Raw genomic sequence first — 17097 nt, 5'->3', positions numbered from 1 at the left:
TGGGGGGCTGTCTGTGCGCTGACGAACATAGCCGCCTTGATCGCGGGGTTTGACCGCTCATCGGCTGGTTAACATCATTCGCCCTTTGGGGGTGTCGACCCTTTGCTGGGCGTATGGCGGCGTGGAATGCGTTGTCGGGCCCAATCACAGGCGAACCTTCACATGCAGGATCTCGACGACTTCAGGTTCCAATCCCACCAGCTGCTGATCGAACTGGACGCGGCCACCAACGAAATGATGAGGCTGGTCTCTTGCCGACAAACCAGCGGCGAGCAATGGGACCTCGCCAGCCAGCGCCAGCACCAGGCCTATGAGGACTGGAACCGCTTTCTCAACCAGCCGGTGAGCCGTAACTGAGGCGGGTATTTAATCTGCCTGGGTACGGCCGAGTGCGGTGATAATGCCAGTCATTTTCACCGCCGAGTCCACCAACGCCATGTTCGAAATCCACGCCTTCGACCCCGTCCTCTATCGCCGCCAGACCCGTCGCAGCACCTTGATCATCGCTCTGATTTTCCTCAGCCTGGCCATGCTCCTGTCTAGCCTGGCGGTGTACACCTGGGGCACCCCGGGCGGCGACAACCTGCGCCTGAACATCGCGGGCGTGGCGGTGGGCTTTTTGCTCAGTGCCCTGCTGGTGCGCCAAGTATTCTGGAGCCAACCCTGGATGGCTGCGGCGGTCTATGGCTGGCGGCTCAAGCGCAACCTGATGCGCGTGACCAACGTCATGCACCAGGTCGAAGCCGGGGTCAGCGCTGACAACCCAGAGGCGCTGAAGCTGTTGCGCTTCTATCACCAGGGCCTGAGCCAGATGCACCAACTGGACGCCAACACCAGCGCCTTCAGCCAGGAACAGCGCGCCATCGACGCCCATCGCCAACGCCTGGAAACCCTGGGCATCGACAGCGACCAACCACGCCTCGACCCGCAATGGCTGGAAGCGGTGAAACGTATTCCGGCGGCGCGTTGAAGCCATTGTGCTGTTCCATTGATCCTCGTTTGTGAACTGTGTCGAAGGAGATACATCAAGCTGAAAAAACATGAATGAGATGGATTATCAATATCATTCAATTTTCAAGATTAATCCTATAGACTCCGCCAGCGCTGGGGCTAACCGCCATCGGCCAACCGTCAAAAACATAAAAAACGACGTGGGTGGAGCGAATCATGGGTATCAAGAAGCACACATTGGCCTGGGCTGCGGGGTCGGCTCTGTGCCTGGGTAACAGCGCCTGGGCCGCGCCTGCGCCAGAGCCGCTGGAGATTGCACCGGTGACGGTGACCGGCGAGAAAATGAACCGCACCCTGGAGCAGACCCAGTCCAGCGTGGTGGTGGTGACCGACGAAGAGCTGCGTGAGCACGCGGACCAAAGCCTGGTGGATGTATTTGCCCGCACGCCGGGTGTCTACACCCAGGCCGGCAACGAAAACTGGGGCATTCGTGGGGTGCCGGTGTCCGGCTTCGACGACCAGGGCCCGGCCACCCTCAATGGCGCAGTCTCGGTTTTTATCGACGGTGCCCAGCAGCCCAACCGAGCCCTGACCCTGAGCCCGACGCCACTCTGGGACGTGGAGCAGGTCGAGGTGTTCCTCGGCCCGCAGTCCACCACCCAGGGCCGCAACTCACTGGCCGGGGCCGTGGTCATCCAGACCAAGAACCCCACATTCGAACCGTCCTTTTCAGCCCAGACCAACGTCGGCAACTACGGTGAACGCGGCACGGCCGTGGCCGGTGGCGGTGCCTTGGTGGACGACAAGATTGCCGGGCGTATCGCCGTGGACTATCAGGAAGGCGATGGCTACATCCGCAACATCACTCGGGACGACGACGCTAACCCGCGTCGCACCAGTAACGCCCGGGGCAAGTTGCTGATCCTGCCCAATGATGATGTGGATGTGCTGCTGACCTACGCCCACGGCGAGCACCGCCAGGGCGACAACTCGATCCTGCGCAGCAATGGCAAGGTGCGCTACTACAAGATCGCCTCCGACACTGAGGTGTATGACAGCCTCAAGCAGGACACCGTCAGCGCCAAGGTGGACTACCGCCTGAACGACGCCTGGACCCTGACCAGCCTCACCGCCAATACCCGCACCGACTACAGCGCCCGGCTGGACTTCGACCAGAGCGCCGACGCCAACCAGGTGGTGCTGCGCAGGCAGGACGGCGAGCTGTTCAGCCAGGAGCTGCGCCTGGGTTACCAGGGCGACAGCCTGCGGGGTTTTGTCGGTGCCTATTACGGCCGCACCCGCAATGAGTTCCACGACCGCTTGCTGGTCAATAGCCAGTTGTTCGGCGCCACCCGTGGCGACACACAGATTGAAAACCAGGCGCTGTTCGGCGAACTCAACTGGACCTTCGCCCCGAGCTGGACCCTGATCACCGGCCTGCGTCTGGACCACGAGCAGAACGACACCGACGTCGACCAGGACGATTTCTCCAGCCCTGGCCAGGTCAACAAATCCTTCAACGCGTTTTTGCCGAAAATCGGCATCGACCATGAATTGGCCACAGACCAGTTCGTCGGCTTCATGGTGCAGAAAGGCTATCGTGGCGGAGGCGTCAACGTCCGAGCTGGGGGCGGGCACGAAGCCTACGATCCGGAATACACCACTAACTACGAGCTGTCCTATCGCGGTGCCTGGTTCGACAAGAGCCTGCGGGCCCGGGCCAACCTCTATTACACCGACTGGAAAGACCAACAGGTCAGCGTGCTCGACAGCACCAGCAACTTCGTCCACGTGTTCAACGCTGGCAGTAGCGACATCAAGGGCCTGGAAGTCTTCATTGAAAAAGACCTCAGCCAGCAGCTGACCCTTACCGCCAGTGCGGCCTATACCGATGGCAAGTACAAGGACTTCGTCACCGGCAACGGTCAGGACATGAGCGGCCAGTCTTTCCTCTACGCGCCCAAGTACAAGCTGTCGGTGGGGGGCACCTATCGCTTCGACAATGGCCTGAGCCTCAACACCGACGTTACCTACCAGGACCGCAGCCCGTCGCAATACGATTTCGACTCGACGGGCAACGTCAGCGGTGTGCGCAAGAGCGATGACTACGTGCTGGTCAACTTCAATGGCGAGTACAAAGTCACCCGCAACATTGCGGTCTCGGCGTACGTGAAAAATGCCTTCAACAGGCAATACGTCACCAACAACCGTGATGACGCCGACCGCGACGACGACATCATTGATGTCGGCGCGCCGCGAACCTTCGGCATGGCGTTGCGTTACGACCTCTAAGGCGCATATGGGCGACAGGTCCGGCGCCCGTCTTGGGCGCCGGACGGGGTGGCGGTCTGTCAGGGCTGGGCGAGGAACTGCAGCAGTGCGGCGTTGAACAGCGCCGGGTCCTGGAGAAAGGCGAAGTGGCTGGCGTTGGGCAGGATCAGCAGCCCGGCGCCGGGGATGGTTGCCGCCAGGTATTCGGTGTGGTCGCGCTTGATGGCTTCGTCGCGGTCGCCGTCGACGATCAGCACCGGGGTGCGGATCTTGCCCAGGTCGGCGTCGCTCCAGTTCGGCTGGCTGGCCCACATATGGCTGATCTGCTCGACAAAAGCGTCATATTCCTTGGGTGTCGGCGACAGCTTGGCGTACTCCTTGCCGGCCCGTTCGATGTAGGCGGCGAAGGTCGGATCCTTGTCGACGTTGTCCTTGACCCCCGAGGTCTGGCTGTTGGCGGCAAAGGCAAACACCTTGCCGACGCGGGTCGGGTGACGCTGGGCCAGGTCCAGGCCAAGGATGGCGCCATCGCTCCAGCCGACGATGTCGGCCTTGGGGATCTTCAATTGGTCGAGCACCGCCACCACGTCATCGGCCATCAGGTCGTAGCCGAAGGGGCGTGCGTCTCGCGAGCTGCGGCCGTGGCCACGGCTGTCTAGGGTGATGACCCGGTGCTGCGCGGCCAGGGCCTTGACCTGCAAACCCCAGTAGTCGGAGTTGGCCAGACCGCCGTGCAGCAGCACCACCGGCGAACCCTGGCCGGTGCTGGTGTAGTAGAGCTTGACCCCGTTGACCTGGGCATAGCCGGATTGGGCCGTGGCAACGGGCGCCGGGGTCGGCGGCAGGGTTTGCCAGCGTTCGGCGGCCTGGACGCTGGTCAGGGCGCCGAGCAGGCAGAGTGTGGCGAGCAAGCGTAGGGGCATGGGACGGTCCTGTCTGAAGGGGAGGGCAGTACAGCGTAGCCAATCCGCCCAGGCTTGAGATGAGGGCTGTTTAGGCCTTTTGCTTATGACCTGCAGCGGGTGTGATCTAAGGCGGACCATCGCCTGGCCGGAGGAACAGGCGATGAAGCGGGCCGGCGACACCGCCGGAGCCCGCTCCAGTGGCGGCTGAGTTGGGTTACAGCGCCGCTTGCGGGCTGCGTCCGAGCACTCGGGAGTATTCCTCCTTGGCCTGCTGCTCGGTGAATTCCCCCGACCATTTGGACACCACCACCGTCGCCACGCTGTTGCCGATGGTGTTGCAGGTGGCGATCGCCATGGACATGAAGCGGTACACGCCGAACAGCAGTGCCAGGCCTTCGGCGGGCAGCACGCCGATGGCGGTGACGGTGGCGGCAAACACCACGAAGCTGCCGCCGGACACCGCCGCTGCGCCTTTGGAGGTCACCAGCATGATGGCGATGATGCCCAGCTGTTGTTCCCAGCTCAGGGGCACGCCGTAGGCGTTGGCGATAAACAGCACGCACAGCGACATGTAGATCGAGGTGCCATCCAGGTTGAAGGCGTAGCCGGTGGGCAGCACCAGGCCGACGCTCTGTTTCGAGCAGCCGAATTTCTCCAGCTTCTGCAGCAGGCGCGGCAGGGCGCTTTCCGAAGAGGCGGTGCCGAGGACAATAAAGACTTCATCCTTGATGTACTTGAGGAAGCGCCACAGGCTGAACCCGGACAGTCGGCACACCACGCCCAGCACCACGAAGATAAAGAAGGCCACGCAGACGTAGAACATCAGCACCAGGTTGGCCAGGGACATCAGCACCGCGGTGCCGTTGCTGCCGACGGCGTAGGCCACCGAGCCGAAGGCGCCGAGGGGGGCGAACTTCATGATCAGGTTGATGAACTCGAAGAAGCACTCGGAGATGCGGTTCAGGCCGTCCTCGATCACCGAACGACGCTCGGGTTTCAGGGCCAGCAGGGCGAAGCCGAACAGCACCGAAATCACCAGCACCTGCAAGAGTTGCCCACCGGCGAAGGCGCCGACGAAGTTGTCCGGGAAGATGCCGTAGATGAAGTCCATGGTCGAGGCCGGCGCATGGCCCTTGGCAACGGCCGCGCTGGCTGCCGCAGCCGCGGCGCTGCTGGGGTGGGCGTCGTGCATGCTGGAGCCGATCTGCAGCAGGTTGCCCCACAACAGGCCGATGGCCAGGGCGATGGTGGACACCACCTCGAAGTAGATCAGGGCGCGCAGGCCGACTTTGCCGACACGCTTGATATCGCCCGCCGAGGCGATGCCGTGGACCACGGTGAAGAACACCAGCGGGGCGACGGCGGTCTTGATCAGCTTGAGGAAGATGTCGCCGAGGATTTTGAACTTGGCCGCCCATTCCGGCGCCAGGAAGCCGAAGGCGATGCCCAGCAACATGGCGGCGACGACCTGGAACGTCAGGTCCTTGTAGAACGGTTTTTTTGCGGGGGTGGATGACATGTCTGTGATCTCATTGTTGTTATGGTTCGGGTACTGAAAACGGCGGAGAACCCCTGTGGAGCCGGCAAGTCGGCGACAGCAACCTGGCAATGGATGCATCAGGTGACTGACTCACCGCGATCGCCGGCAAGCCGGCTCCTACAGGGCGTTCGGGGTCAGCGGGGAACGGCACCCTCGCGCGCCAGGGCGATGTCCACCATCTGCGGCGCCAGGCCCAGGTAGTTGGCCGGGTCGGTGAGGCGCTGCAGTTCGGCCAGGTCCAGTTGGGCGGTGGCTTCGCCTTGGGCCAGCAGGGCGTCCAGCAGGCTGGTGCCTTGGTCGTTGGCCAGGCGGCAGGCGGCGTACACCACGTCGTGGGCCACTTGGCGACCGAGGGCCGGGGCCAGGCCCATCATCACGGCTTCGGCCACGATCAGGCCCTGGGTCATGTCGAGGTTCTTGCGCATGCGCTCGGTGCGCACTTCCAGGCCGGCCAGCATGAACTTGGCCTGACCCAGGGAGGCGGCGCTCAGGGCGAAGGCTTCGGGGATGGCAATCCACTCGGCCTGCCACGGGCCGGTGGAGCGCTCGAAGTCCTGGATCATTGCGTCAAGCATCAGCCCGGCGTGTTGGCGCACGCCCTTGGCGGCGGCGTACATCAGTTCGCAGGAAATCGGGTTGCGTTTCTGCGGCATGGTGCTGCTGGCGCCACGGCCCTTGACGAAGGGTTCGTACACTTCGCCCAGCTCGCTGGTCATCATCATCATCACGTCCAGGGCGATCTTGCCCAGGGAACCGGTCACCAGGCCGAGGAAGTTCAGGGCTTCGGCCAGGCCGTCCCGGGCCACGTGCCAGGTGGCCTGAGGCACGCCGAGGCCGAGTTCGGCCATCAACGCTTCCTGCACTTCCAGGCCTTTGTCGCCGAGGGACGCCAGGGTGCCCGCGGCACCGGCGAATTGGCCGATTTCCACCCGTGGACGCAACTCCACCAGACGCTCGGCGTGGCGGTCAAACATGCTCAGCCACACCGCGCACTTGTAGCCGAAGGTGATCGGCAGGGCGTGCTGCAGGTGGGTCCGGCCGGCCATCGGCGTGTCGCGGTAACGCAGCGCCAGCTCGGCCAGCAGCCCGCGCACGGCCTGGATATCACGCTCGACGATGGCCAGGGCAGCGCGCACTTGCAGGACCACGGCGGTGTCCATGATGTCTTGGGTGGTGGCGCCCCAATGCACATAACGCCCGGCTTCGCCGCAGGTCTTGGACAGCTGTTCCACCAACGGCAGGATCGGGTAACCGACGATTTCGGTTTCGTGCTGCATCAACGCCAGGTCGAGGGATTCGTAGGTGGCCAGTTCGGCGATCTGCTCGGCGGCCTCGGCCGGGATCACCCCGCAACGGGCCTCGGCGCGGGCCAGGGCCACTTCCACTTCGATGTAGCGTTCGATCAGGGCTTTGTCGGAAAACACGCCGCGCATTTCGGCGGTGCCGAACATGTCACGGAACAGGGCGGAGTCGAAGACGGTGCTGGACATGGGTCAATCCTGATATGTTGTTATTGATCGGACATATTTAATATGTACGTACATAATTCTTACGTGGCCGCTGATACACTGTCAACTCGTTGAACGCTCGGGACTGATGAAAGGTATGAACCAGACGCGCTATGCGGTTGTGGCGAAGGATTTGATGGAAGCGATCGCCAGTGGGCGCTACCCCGTGGGCAGCCTGTTGCCCACCGAGTTCGAGCTGTGTGAGCTGTACGAGGTGAGCCGCCACACCGTGCGCGCGGCCATTACCCAGTTGCAGAGCCAGGGGCTGGTGTCGCGGCGCAAGCGGGTGGGCACCCGGGTCGAGGCCAGCACGCCACGGGGCGGGTATTCACAGTCCCTGGATTCGGTGTCGGACTTGGCGCACCTGGCGGAAACCCAGATCCGCAGCATTCAGAACGTGCACCATTTCGTGGCCGATATCGCCGAGGCCCGGCGCCTGGGGCTGGAGCCGGGGGAGCACTACTTTTGCGTGTCGAGCATCCGTATCGACCAGCAGCACCCGGAAGCGCCGCTGTGCTGGACCGATGTCTACGCCCAGGATATTTACGCCGAGGTGATTGAACTGGCGCGCGAACGTCCCGAGCAGTTGATCGCCGCCCTGATCGAAGAGCATTTCGGCCGCCATATCGAGGTGGTGGACCAGCAAGTGCGTGCGGTGCTGCTGACCCCGGAGATTGCCAAGCGCCTGAATGCCGAGGCCGCCGCCCCCGGCCTGAAAATCACCCGGCATTACCGCGATGAGCAGGGGGCGCTGATGGTAGTCTCCGAGACCACCCACCCCGATGACCGCTTCACCCTGACCATGCAGATGAAACGCGAAAAGACCCCGGTGGCCTGACCCCGCCAGCGCTTGGCTGCGGCGGCTGCCCATTGCGGCCGCCCGGGCTGCCGGTGATCTGGTTATAAATTCAGATCATATTGATATAAGTCGTTATAAGAAAAATCGCTATGCTGCCGCCTGAAATTTATATGGCCCTTTGTAGGACATGGTTAATGGATGTCGGTAATTTTGGTTTTGTTGCAGCGGGCCTGATCGTTGGTTTTATCGTAGGCATGACAGGCGTCGGCGGCGGTTCGCTGATGACCCCCATTCTTTTGTGGTTCGGCATTAACCCGGCGACGGCCGTGGGCACCGACCTCTTGTACGCCGCCATCACCAAATCCGGTGGTGTGCTGGTGCATCAGAAGAACAAGAACATCGACTGGAAGATCACCGGCTGGCTGACCTTAGGCAGCGTGCCGGCGGTGCTGGCGACCCTGTGGTTCCTGAAGAACCTGGACAGCGACCCGCAAGCCTTGAACTCGGTGATCAAGCAAGCCTTGGGCTTTGTGCTGCTGCTCACGGCGCTGGCGATCCTGTTCAAGAAAAAGCTGCTGGCCTTTGCCCAGCGGCACGCTGGTGATCACTACCAGCTCAGCGATCGCAACCTCAACGGCTTGACCGTGGTCACCGGCCTGGTGCTGGGCACCATGGTTGCCCTGACCTCCATCGGGGCGGGCGCCCTGGGCACCGTGGCGCTGTTTATTCTCTACCCGTTCCTGGCCACCAAGCGCCTGGTGGGCACCGAGATTGCTCACGCCGTGCCCCTGACCCTGGTGGCGGCCTGGGCCACGCCAGCATGGGCAATATGGACTGGAGCCTGTTGGGCTTTCTGTTGATGGGTTCCTTGCCGGGCATCTGGGTCGGCAGCCACATGACCGGCCGGGTCTCCGATGAACTGTTGCGGCCGTTCCTCGCGGTGATGCTGTTCTCCATCGGCTTCAAGCTGGCGTTCTGAGCCAGTGCTGCTGGCGGTCGCCGGTTCAGCCGGCGGCCAATTGCTCCAGCAGGCGATAACCCTCGTCCCAATCCCCCAAGCCGCTGCGGGTATTCAGGTGCCCCCTGGCGCCGACTTCCAGCAGTTGCGCACCGCGCCGCGCGGCCCAGTCGCGGGCGTAGTCAAGCTCGGCATAGGGGTCATTGCGACTGGCGACCACTTGGCACGGAAAGTCCAACCGCACCACCGGCGTGTGGCTGAAACCGACGGTCGCCGCGGTGGGGAATGCCTGCGTCTGCGGGTCGGGCACCGCCACCAGCAACGCCCCGCGCACCCGGCCCTGGCGGGTGTCGGCGGCGGCCCAATGGGCCAGCGCCAGGCAACCCAGGCTGTGGGCAATCACCAGGGTTTCGGGGCCCATGCTCAGCAGTTGGCGGTCGATGGCCGCGACCCAGTCGGCGCAATCCACTCGCTTCCAGTCGGGCACCTGCAGCCGCTGCCAATCGGGGTGCCTGGCCTGCCAGCGGCTCTGCCAGTGGGCCGCGTCCGAGTTGCCGATTCCGGGTATCACCAGCACCGCTTTGTCCATTCGCCTGACTCCTTGAAAAGAGCCCAAAGCTTAGGCCCGGGCGACGCTGAAAACAGCGCGTGACCCATGAAAGCTTGGTAGATTTCGCCGCTATTCCTGGAAAATCACAGGCCCGACAAATGAAACCAAAGTCACCCGAACTGGACCGCCTGGATTGGCGGATTATCGAAACCCTGCAGCAGGATGGGCGCATCACCAGCACCGAGCTGGGCAAGCGCATCGGCCTGTCGCAACCGGCAGTGACCACGCGCATTCGCCGTCTCGAAGACCTGGGGGTGATCGAGGGCTACAGCGCCCGGGTCAATCATGCCTTGCTCGGACGGCCGATCCGCGCCCTGATCCGCCTGCGCACCAGCCACGCGCAGATCGGCCGCTGCCTGGAGACCTTCGAGCAGACCGGGGAAATCATCGAGGCCGACCGGGTGACCGGGGAAGATTGTTTTGTGCTGCGGGTGGTGGTGGCGCAAATGGAGCGCCTGGAGCAGATCATCGACAGCCTGGCGGCCCTGGGTGCGGTGACCACCTCGATCATCCTCGCCAGCTACCCGCGCAAGGTGTTGGCCGAGGTGCGCGAGTAGGGGCTTCAGGCCCGGCGATAAAGGGCCAGGAAGGTCGCGAGGGAGAGCAGGGTGGCGCCGCAGCATTTGTTCAGGCGGCGCATGCCGGTGGCGGTCAGGTAGCGGGCCGCTTGCACACCGCCGGCGGCGTACAGGGCCATGACCAGGATATCGACCCCGGCCGACACCAGGGCGAGGATCGCGTACTGGGGCAGGGTCGGCTGGCTGGGGTCGACGAACTGCGGCAGGAAGGCGGTGAAAAACAGCAACACCTTGGGGTTGGTCAGGGCCACCGAGAAGCTGCGGCGGAACACCTCGCCCTGACGCGCGCCGGCACTCACCTGGGCGCTGTCCAGGGCGGCCGGCGTGCTGCGCCATAACTGCAGGCCCAGCCAGGCCAGGTAGCCCACGCCCAGCCACTTCAAGACCTCGAACAATTGCTGCGACGCCAGCAGCATGGCACCCAGGCCCAAGCCGACCGCGGCGACGATGAGGATGTCCGACAGTGCGGCGCCGGCCATGCCCACCGCCACCAGGCGGCGGTTGCGCGAGGTGCCGTTGGCCATGGCCAGCAAGGAGGTCGGGCCGGGGATCAGGGCGCCGATAAAGCAACTGGAGGTGTAGAGCATCAGGGTTGTGAGGTTCATGCAGCAGCGCTCGGAGCAAGTGCGTGGGAGGGGCGTCGGGGGATCATGCCCAATAGTCGACGGTGAATAAAGGCTGCTGGCCGCACCATCGCGGGACGTGGCTGATGGGGATCAACTTTCGCCGTTCACAGGTGTCAGTTACTCTGCGCGGGCACAGCGGTCAGCACCGTCAACAACTCTCCCTCCTCAAGTGGCTCGGTACATGACTATTTCTTCTCTTGGTAGCCCGTCTTCCGATGCACCGCGTGGTGGCGTCATGGGCGCTGCCATTCGGAGCCATGACTGGTCGTCGTCGCCCCTGGGCGCCATCGAGCACTGGCCGGATGTGCTGCGCAATACCTTGAGCCTGGTACTGGAGTCCCCCGAGAGCCTGTACCTGCTCTGGGGGCCGGACAGGGTCTTTCTGTTCAACGATGCTTACCGGCCGATCCTCGGCCCACGGTTGGACAGTGCCCTGGGACAGACCATCGACACCCTCTGGGCCGATGCCTGGCCCCAGGTGCAGCCGTTGGTGGAGCAGGCCTATGCCGGCCAGGCCTGTCGTCTGGTCGACATGCCGATCACCATGCAGCGCTTCCCCGGTGAGGATCAGACCTGGTGGTCGTTCTCCATGAGCCCGGTGTACGACGAGGCCTGTGAGACGGTGGTGGGCATGCTTTGCTGCACCGTCGAAACCACTCACCGGGTGTTGCTGGAACAGCGTGCGCGGCTTACTGAGTCGAGCCTGCGGGAAACCCGCGAACTCAATACCCGGGTGCTGGCGGCCAGCAACGACTGCATCAAGGTCCTCGATCTGGACGGCAAGTTGTCCTTTATGAGCGAGGGCGGCATGCGGGTCATGGAGGTCAGCGACTTCAACGCGATTCGCGGCTGCCCCTGGCCGAGCTTCTGGGAAGGCCAGGGCAACGCCGAGGCCGTGGCCGCCATCGAGGCGGCGAAGAACGGCCGTTCGGCGCGCTTTCTGGAGGCGGCCAACACCCTGCTGGGCAACCGCAAGTGGTGGGATGTGCAGGTCTCGCCGATGTTCGACGAAGCCGGGCAACCGGAGAAGATCCTGTGCATTTCCCGCGATGTCACCGCCACCCGCGAGGCCGAGGAAGAGCTGCGCCGGGTCAATGAGTCCCTGGAGCAGCGGGTCCAGGAGCGCACCCAGGACCGCGACCGTATCTGGCGCTTGTCCGCCGACCTGATGATCGTCGCCCGTTTCGACGGCAGCATTGTCGCTGCCAACCCGGCCTGGACCCGACTCCTGGGGTGGAGCCAGGAGCAACTGGTGGGGCGCAGTTTCCACGAACTGGTGCACCCCGAGGATCGTCCTGCGACCCTGGCCGTCACCGGCGATCTGGCCCAGGGCAGCAGCGTCGGCAACTTTGAAAACCGTTACCTGCACCAGGACGGTTCCTATCGCAGCGTGTCCTGGACAGCCGTGCCGGATCGCAGCTACATCCACGCCGTGGGCCGCGACACCCAGGCCGAGCGCGAGGCTGCCCTGGCCCTGCGCAAGACCGAAGACGTATTGCGTCAGGCGCAGAAAATGGAAGCCGTGGGGCAGCTCACCGGAGGTGTGGCCCATGACTTCAACAACCTGCTGACGGTGATCCGCTCGTCCACCGACCTGCTGCGGCGCAACCTCAGCGAGCAGCGCCGGCAGGTGTACATCGACGCGATTTCCGACACCGTCGATCGCGCCAGCAAGCTCACCGGCCAGCTGCTGGCGTACGCCCGCCAGCAGAACCTGCGGCCCCAGGTGTTTGATGTGGGGCGCAGCGTCCAGGCCCTGGGCGAGATGATCAACCCACTGATTGGCTCGTGCATCGAGGTGCGCATCGAGCTGCCTGAGGAGCCGTGTTTTATTCATGCCGACGCCGGTCAGTTTGACACTGCCTTGATCAACATGGCGGTCAACGCCCGCGACGCGATGCAAGGCGAAGGTCTGTTGGTGATTGCCGTGGAGCGAGCGCACAGCACCCCGGCCCATGGCGCCCAGGGCGAGGTGCCGGGGGACTTTGTCGCGGTGTCGCTGACGGACAACGGCTCGGGCATCGACCCGTTGCAGATCGAGCGGATTTTCGAACCGTTCTTCACCACCAAAGAGGTGGGCAAAGGCACCGGCCTGGGCCTGTCCCAGGTGTTCGGTTTCGCCAAGCAATCGGGCGGCGAACTCCTGGTCCAGAGCCAGCCGGGGCAGGGCACGCGCTTCACCCTGTACTTGCCCCGTTCCCTGGAGGCGCCGGGGGCCGAGCCCGAGGTGCGCTCGGTGGCGGTCAACCTGGATGGCCAGGGCGCGACCCTGCTGGTGGTGGAAGACAACCCCGAAGTGGGCGGCCTGTTGGCCCTGGCCCTGACGGAGTTGGGGTACCGCACCGAATGGGCCACCAGCGCTGCTGCGGCCCTGGCCTGGCTTGCCAAGGATGCCGGAGCCTTCCAAGCGGTGTTTTCCGATGTGGTGATGCCGGGCATGAGCGGTGTGGAACTGGCCCAGCAGATTCGCCAGCAACACCCCGGGTTGCCGGTGATTCTCACCAGCGGTTTCAGCCCGGCCCTGGCCCAGGGCGATACGCAAGAGTTCGTGTTTTTGCAGAAGCCCTACTCGGTGGCGGCCCTGGCCGAGGCGTTGAGCGAGGCCATTCGGCCTGCTTGAGTCCCAGCACTCAATCCATTCTTGGCAAAGGTCAGGACCTCGCCGTCCTCTGGAATCAGTAACCGTTGCGCCAGCCCGGCCCGGTGCGCCGCCGCAGCCAGGGCCTGGCGGCTGACCGGGCAGTGGCTCAGCGCCTGCAGATGGTTGGCCACGACCTGACCGTGGCTGAGGCGGCGCAATTCAAGCAGCTCTTCAATGCCCATGATGATCTCGCCGCCCAGGTCGAAATGCGCGCCGCCGGCCGGCGCCACGCAGACCTCGGGTTGATGGGCCTGGATAAAGTCGCGCAGGGCCGGCGTCAGCAGGGTGTCGCCGCACAGGTACAGGCTCGGTTCGTCGGGCCATTCGATGAAATACCCCACGCCGTGCTCCATCAATCGCCCGACCAGCCCGCGCCCATGGACGCAGGGCAGGGTGTGGATCTGCCCGTCGAGAAAGGCCGTCGGCTGCCCGTGTGCGGTGGGCAGGACCTGGACCCGGAGCCCGCGCGCTTGCAGGTACGGGGCGTCGTGGGCGGTGCAGATCACCGGGATCTGCCGTTGGCGCAGGAACTCCCGCCCGGCCCGGTCCAGGTGGTCGAAATGGCCTTTCTGGCAATGGGTCAGCAGGCAGTGGGTCACTGACGCCAGGGCCGCTGCCGCCGAATCCGGCAAGTCCACCAGCGGGTTGCGCTGCAGCGGCCGTAGCAGGCGCAACGGCGGCAGGCTGTGGCGCGCGCCGAGCATGGGGTCGAGGAGGATCCGATAAGGCCCGGATTCGATAATCAGGGTGGCATTGCGAAGCTGATGAAGGCGCATGGCAGACCTCGGTGGCGAAGGCTGCATTGTCTTGGTGGGCGGTGCCTTGCAGAATGGCGGTTTTTGACAATCTGCATTCAATTTCTGCCGGAGCCTCGGATGAACATCGGCCTGTTGCTGTACCCCGGTTGCATGCCCGCCGGCTTGCTGGCCTTTGCCGACCTGTTGCACGGCGCCAACCGCCACGCCGGGCGCGAGTTGTTCCACCCGCTGTTCGTGGCCCTGGCGCCGGGCCCGGTGCGCTGTGCCCACGGCGTGCTGTTGAGCGCCGAGGCGGGCCTGGAGCAGACGCCCCTCGATGGCCTGTTGATCCCGGGGTTCTGGGCCGAGTCGGCGGCCGAGGTCAGCGCCACCCTGGCGGCCAGCGGCGAGTTGCTGCAAGCCCTGGCGCGCCAGCGTGGCCCGCAGCTGTGGAGCTATTGCACCGGGGTGGTGTTACTGGCTGCCAGTGGCCAGCTCCAGGGCCGCGCCGCGACCCTGACCTGGTGGTTGCTGGAACCCATGCTGCAGCAGTTTCCCGAGGTGGATTGGCGCAGCGAGCGCACTTGGGTCTTTGATCGCGGCGTGGCCACGGCCAGCGGTGTGGGTGGCTACCTGCCAATCGCCCAGGAGTTGATCCAGCGCCACTTGGGCGCGGAACGCATGCAGCAGTTGAACCAGTTGCTGGTGTTGCCGCGCCCGGTGCAGCCGCACCCGGTCTTTGCCGCCTTGAGCCTGATCCAGCAAGACAGCCCCTGGCTGCGTCGCCTGCAACTGTGGGTCGAACAGACGCCGGCAGAGCAGGCCACCGTGGCGCGCCTGGCACTGGCCATGGGCGTGTCCGAGCGCAGCCTGGCGCGCCGGGTGCGGCTGGAGCAGGGCCAGGCGGTGGGGACGTGGATGCGCTTGGTCAAGCTCAATCAGGTCAGTGAGCGCTTGCTGTTCAGCACCCTGTCGGTGAGCCAGATCAGCGCGGCGCTGGGCTTCAGCAGCGACTCGAACCTGAGCCGCATGTTCAAGCAGCAGACCGGGCTGGCACCGCTGCCTTATCGCCAGCGCTATGGCGCGGCGGGGTGACGGCGGCCCTGGGGCTGTGCTCCAATTTGGCCCCGGCCGCCGACGCTGATTCTGTGTCTGAACCCATGCCCAAACCGATACCTGAAGCCCGCTGGACCCTGAGCATTCCCTTGCGCTTGATCGAAGCGCGCTACGGCCCTGGCAATTTCGACGATGCCGGCGACGAGCTGTGCGCCTGCGTGGCGGAGCTGGGGAGTTACGCCTGCCATTTTGACTTTGACAGCCGCCACCCCAACCCCTGGTACCACGTGCTGGTGCTGAGTGTACCGGGTTTGCCGGCCGCCCTGGTCGAGCCGCTGCTGGCCCGCGTACGCGCCCTGGACCTTCTGAGCTGAGAGCCGCCCCTGATGAACCCCGTCTACGCCCACACCCGCTTTGCCACCGACACCGCGACCCTGGCGATCTTCGACCCGGCCTGCCTGGCCCATCGAGCCGCCGATACGGCGGACTGGTGGTCCATTGCCGAGGATGAAGTGTTGGAGATCAACCTCGGCCATGTGCTGTTCGCCAACCTGGGCAGCGATGGCGACTACGACGTCGAGGTGTATCAGGGGCTGGGGCGTTCGGGCCTGGCCGAAGGTGTGGCGGCGCGCCTGCACGTGCGTTCCGGCTGCCTGTACATCGGTGCCGGCGAACAGGTGCCAGCCGACGGCCTGGGGCCGGAAACCGTGTATGGCGGGGTCTTGCTGTTTGCCCAGTGCGGCACCGTGGACGTGCAGGTCTTTCGCCCGACGCCTGAGCGGCTGGTGGTGGAGTACGCACCGTCAAGCGAGGTCGCCGGCAATGCCTTTGCCGCGACCCCACGTTTGCCCATGCCTTGAGGGCTTAATCCGTCGCGACCGACTCGATACCCGCCATCACAACGGATCGTGGCAGCACAGGCACAGCTTGTTGCCCTCGGGGTCGCGGAAGTAGGTGCCGTAGTAATTCGCGTGGTAGTGCGGGCGCAGGCCCGGGGCGCCTTCGCATTGGCCGCCGAGGCTCAGGGCCAGGGCGTGGGCGCGGTCGACCGTGGTGCGATCCGGGGCCAGCAGGGCGATCATCTGGCCGTTGCCGGCGCAGGCGGGTTGGTCATCGAACGGGCGGCCAATCACCAACAGCGGGCGCGCTTGCCCGGGTGATTGCCAGCCGGCCCAAGGGTGTTGCGGGTCGATGAATTTGGCTTCAAGGCCCAACAGCGTCACCAGGGGCTGATAGAAGGCCAGGGCCTGGTCGAAGTCGTTAACGCCGATGAATACATGGGAAAACATAGGGGTGTTCCTGAGCGTGGAGGCTGTCAGGCACCCTAGCAGACTGTCCGGGCGTTGATCGACTGCTTGCTCTCAGCCCATCGCCGGCGTGTCTGCTGTGCAAGGCCTGCCAGGGCGGCAGGCCTTGCCGTCAGCGCGGCCTTAGAGTTTGAACTTGGCCACCAACGCGTTGAACGACACCGCCAGGCGTGACAGCTCATGGCTCGAGGCGCTGGTCTGGTGGGCGCCGGTCGCGGTCTGGGCGGACAGGCCCTGGATGTTCACCAGGTTGCGGTCAACTTCGCGAGCCACTTGGGCCTGTTCTTCGGAGGCGCTGGCGATCACCAGGTTGCGCTCGGTGATCTGCGCCACGCCTTCGGTGATCGACACCAGCGCGGCACCGGCTGCCTGGGCCAGGGCACGGGTGCTGTCGGCCTGGGTCTGGCTGCGGCTCATGGTGCCGACCACCGAGGTGGCGCTGGCCTGGGCAGTGTTGATCATGCCTTCGATTTCAACGGTCGAGGTCTGGGTGCGATGGGCCAGGGCCCGCACTTCATCGGCGACCACGGCAAAACCACGGCCTTGCTCACCGGCGCGAGCGGCTTCGATGGCGGCGTTGAGGACCAGCAGGTTGGTCTGCTCGCAATGG

Annotated in this window: 17 protein-coding genes and 1 pseudogene; 10 read left to right on the top strand and 8 right to left on the bottom strand. The window is 64.6% G+C overall.

Annotation, left to right across the window (positions count from 1 at the left end):
• The first annotated feature begins 162 nt into the window (after positions 1-162).
• The 3 genes from M1B34_RS24335 to M1B34_RS24325 all read left to right on the top strand — a co-directional run bounded on the left by M1B34_RS24335 (position 163) and on the right by M1B34_RS24325 (position 3243).
• Positions 163-357 carry a hypothetical protein gene (locus tag M1B34_RS24335; RefSeq protein WP_268266424.1) on the top strand — a complete coding sequence of 65 codons (195 nt, stop codon included), beginning with the start codon at positions 163-165 and terminating at the stop codon, positions 355-357.
• 79 nt (positions 358-436) lie between these two features.
• Positions 437-970 carry a DUF3087 family protein gene (locus M1B34_RS24330; RefSeq protein WP_268266443.1) on the top strand — a complete coding sequence of 178 codons (534 nt, stop codon included), beginning with the start codon at positions 437-439 and terminating at the stop codon, positions 968-970.
• 197 nt (positions 971-1167) lie between these two features.
• Entirely contained in the window at positions 1168-3243 is a 2076-nt protein-coding gene (locus M1B34_RS24325) for a TonB-dependent receptor (protein ID WP_268262418.1), read from the top strand.
• 59 nt (positions 3244-3302) lie between these two features.
• Here the strand turns inward: M1B34_RS24325 and M1B34_RS24320 are convergent, their stop codons facing one another.
• From M1B34_RS24320 to M1B34_RS24310, 3 genes are all read right to left on the bottom strand, one after another.
• Positions 3303-4145: an alpha/beta fold hydrolase gene (locus M1B34_RS24320; protein WP_268262419.1), complete on the bottom strand. Its 843-nt coding sequence runs from the start codon at positions 4143-4145 to the stop codon at positions 3303-3305.
• A gap of 196 nt (positions 4146-4341) precedes the next feature.
• Entirely contained in the window at positions 4342-5646 is a 1305-nt protein-coding gene (locus tag M1B34_RS24315) for a cation:dicarboxylate symporter family transporter (RefSeq protein WP_268262420.1), read from the bottom strand.
• A 155-nt stretch (positions 5647-5801) separates the two neighbouring features.
• Positions 5802-7157 carry a class-II fumarase/aspartase family protein gene (locus M1B34_RS24310; protein ID WP_268262421.1) on the bottom strand — a complete coding sequence of 452 codons (1356 nt, stop codon included), beginning with the start codon at positions 7155-7157 and terminating at the stop codon, positions 5802-5804.
• A gap of 115 nt (positions 7158-7272) precedes the next feature.
• Here M1B34_RS24310 and M1B34_RS24305 point away from each other — a divergent pair, with 115 nt between their 5' ends.
• The gene (locus M1B34_RS24305; protein ID WP_268266423.1) at positions 7273-8013 is read left to right on the top strand and encodes a GntR family transcriptional regulator; all 741 of its coding nucleotides are present in this window, start codon (positions 7273-7275) and stop codon (positions 8011-8013) included.
• A 155-nt stretch (positions 8014-8168) separates the two neighbouring features.
• Positions 8169-8953: pseudogene (locus tag M1B34_RS24300) on the top strand (sulfite exporter TauE/SafE family protein).
• Positions 8954-8978: 25 nt separating this feature from the next.
• On the opposite strand, the gene M1B34_RS24295 reads toward M1B34_RS24300, so the two are convergent.
• Positions 8979-9521 carry an RBBP9/YdeN family alpha/beta hydrolase gene (locus tag M1B34_RS24295; RefSeq protein ID WP_268266422.1) on the bottom strand — a complete coding sequence of 181 codons (543 nt, stop codon included), beginning with the start codon at positions 9519-9521 and terminating at the stop codon, positions 8979-8981.
• Positions 9522-9640: 119 nt separating this feature from the next.
• On the opposite strand from M1B34_RS24295, the gene M1B34_RS24290 reads away from it, so the two are divergent.
• On the top strand, positions 9641-10099 hold the full coding sequence (locus M1B34_RS24290) for an Lrp/AsnC family transcriptional regulator (protein ID WP_268266421.1): 459 nt from the start codon (positions 9641-9643) through the stop codon (positions 10097-10099).
• Positions 10100-10104: 5 nt separating this feature from the next.
• Here the strand turns inward: M1B34_RS24290 and M1B34_RS24285 are convergent, their stop codons facing one another.
• Positions 10105-10725, bottom strand: coding sequence for a LysE family translocator (locus tag M1B34_RS24285; RefSeq protein ID WP_268266420.1), 621 nt, complete (start codon positions 10723-10725; stop codon positions 10105-10107).
• A 256-nt stretch (positions 10726-10981) separates the two neighbouring features.
• Here M1B34_RS24285 and M1B34_RS24280 point away from each other — a divergent pair, with 256 nt between their 5' ends.
• A complete protein-coding gene (locus M1B34_RS24280; RefSeq protein WP_268266442.1) occupies positions 10982-13366 on the top strand; it encodes a hybrid sensor histidine kinase/response regulator in 2385 nt (794 codons plus the stop codon).
• On the opposite strand, the gene M1B34_RS24275 is transcribed toward M1B34_RS24280, so the two are convergent.
• Positions 13312-14163: an MBL fold metallo-hydrolase gene (locus M1B34_RS24275; RefSeq protein WP_268266419.1), complete on the bottom strand. Its 852-nt coding sequence runs from the start codon at positions 14161-14163 to the stop codon at positions 13312-13314. The two genes, M1B34_RS24280 and M1B34_RS24275, sit on opposite strands and share 55 nt — an antisense overlap.
• A 99-nt stretch (positions 14164-14262) precedes the next feature.
• Between M1B34_RS24275 and M1B34_RS24270 the strand changes: the two genes are divergently transcribed.
• The 3 genes from M1B34_RS24270 to M1B34_RS24260 all read left to right on the top strand — a co-directional run bounded on the left by M1B34_RS24270 (position 14263) and on the right by M1B34_RS24260 (position 16040).
• On the top strand, positions 14263-15219 hold the full coding sequence (locus M1B34_RS24270; protein WP_268266418.1) for a GlxA family transcriptional regulator: 957 nt from the start codon (positions 14263-14265) through the stop codon (positions 15217-15219).
• Between the two features lie 65 nt (positions 15220-15284).
• Positions 15285-15554, top strand: coding sequence for a hypothetical protein (locus M1B34_RS24265; protein ID WP_268266417.1), 270 nt, complete (start codon positions 15285-15287; stop codon positions 15552-15554).
• Between the two features lie 12 nt (positions 15555-15566).
• The gene (locus tag M1B34_RS24260; protein WP_268266416.1) at positions 15567-16040 is read left to right on the top strand and encodes a DUF6386 family protein; all 474 of its coding nucleotides are present in this window, start codon (positions 15567-15569) and stop codon (positions 16038-16040) included.
• A 36-nt stretch (positions 16041-16076) separates the two neighbouring features.
• Here M1B34_RS24260 and M1B34_RS24255 read toward each other — a convergent pair whose 3' ends face one another.
• Both M1B34_RS24255 and M1B34_RS24250 read right to left on the bottom strand, forming a co-directional pair.
• The gene (locus M1B34_RS24255) at positions 16077-16469 is read right to left on the bottom strand and encodes a VOC family protein (protein WP_123335217.1); all 393 of its coding nucleotides are present in this window, start codon (positions 16467-16469) and stop codon (positions 16077-16079) included.
• A gap of 141 nt (positions 16470-16610) precedes the next feature.
• A partial coding sequence (locus tag M1B34_RS24250) for a methyl-accepting chemotaxis protein (RefSeq protein WP_268266415.1) occupies positions 16611-17097 on the bottom strand: 487 nt, incomplete at its 5' end.

This window comes from Pseudomonas morbosilactucae, assembly GCF_023241715.1.
Lineage (GTDB): Bacteria > Pseudomonadota > Gammaproteobacteria > Pseudomonadales > Pseudomonadaceae > Aquipseudomonas > Aquipseudomonas morbosilactucae.
This window is presented reverse-complemented; position numbering and strand designations above follow the sequence as displayed.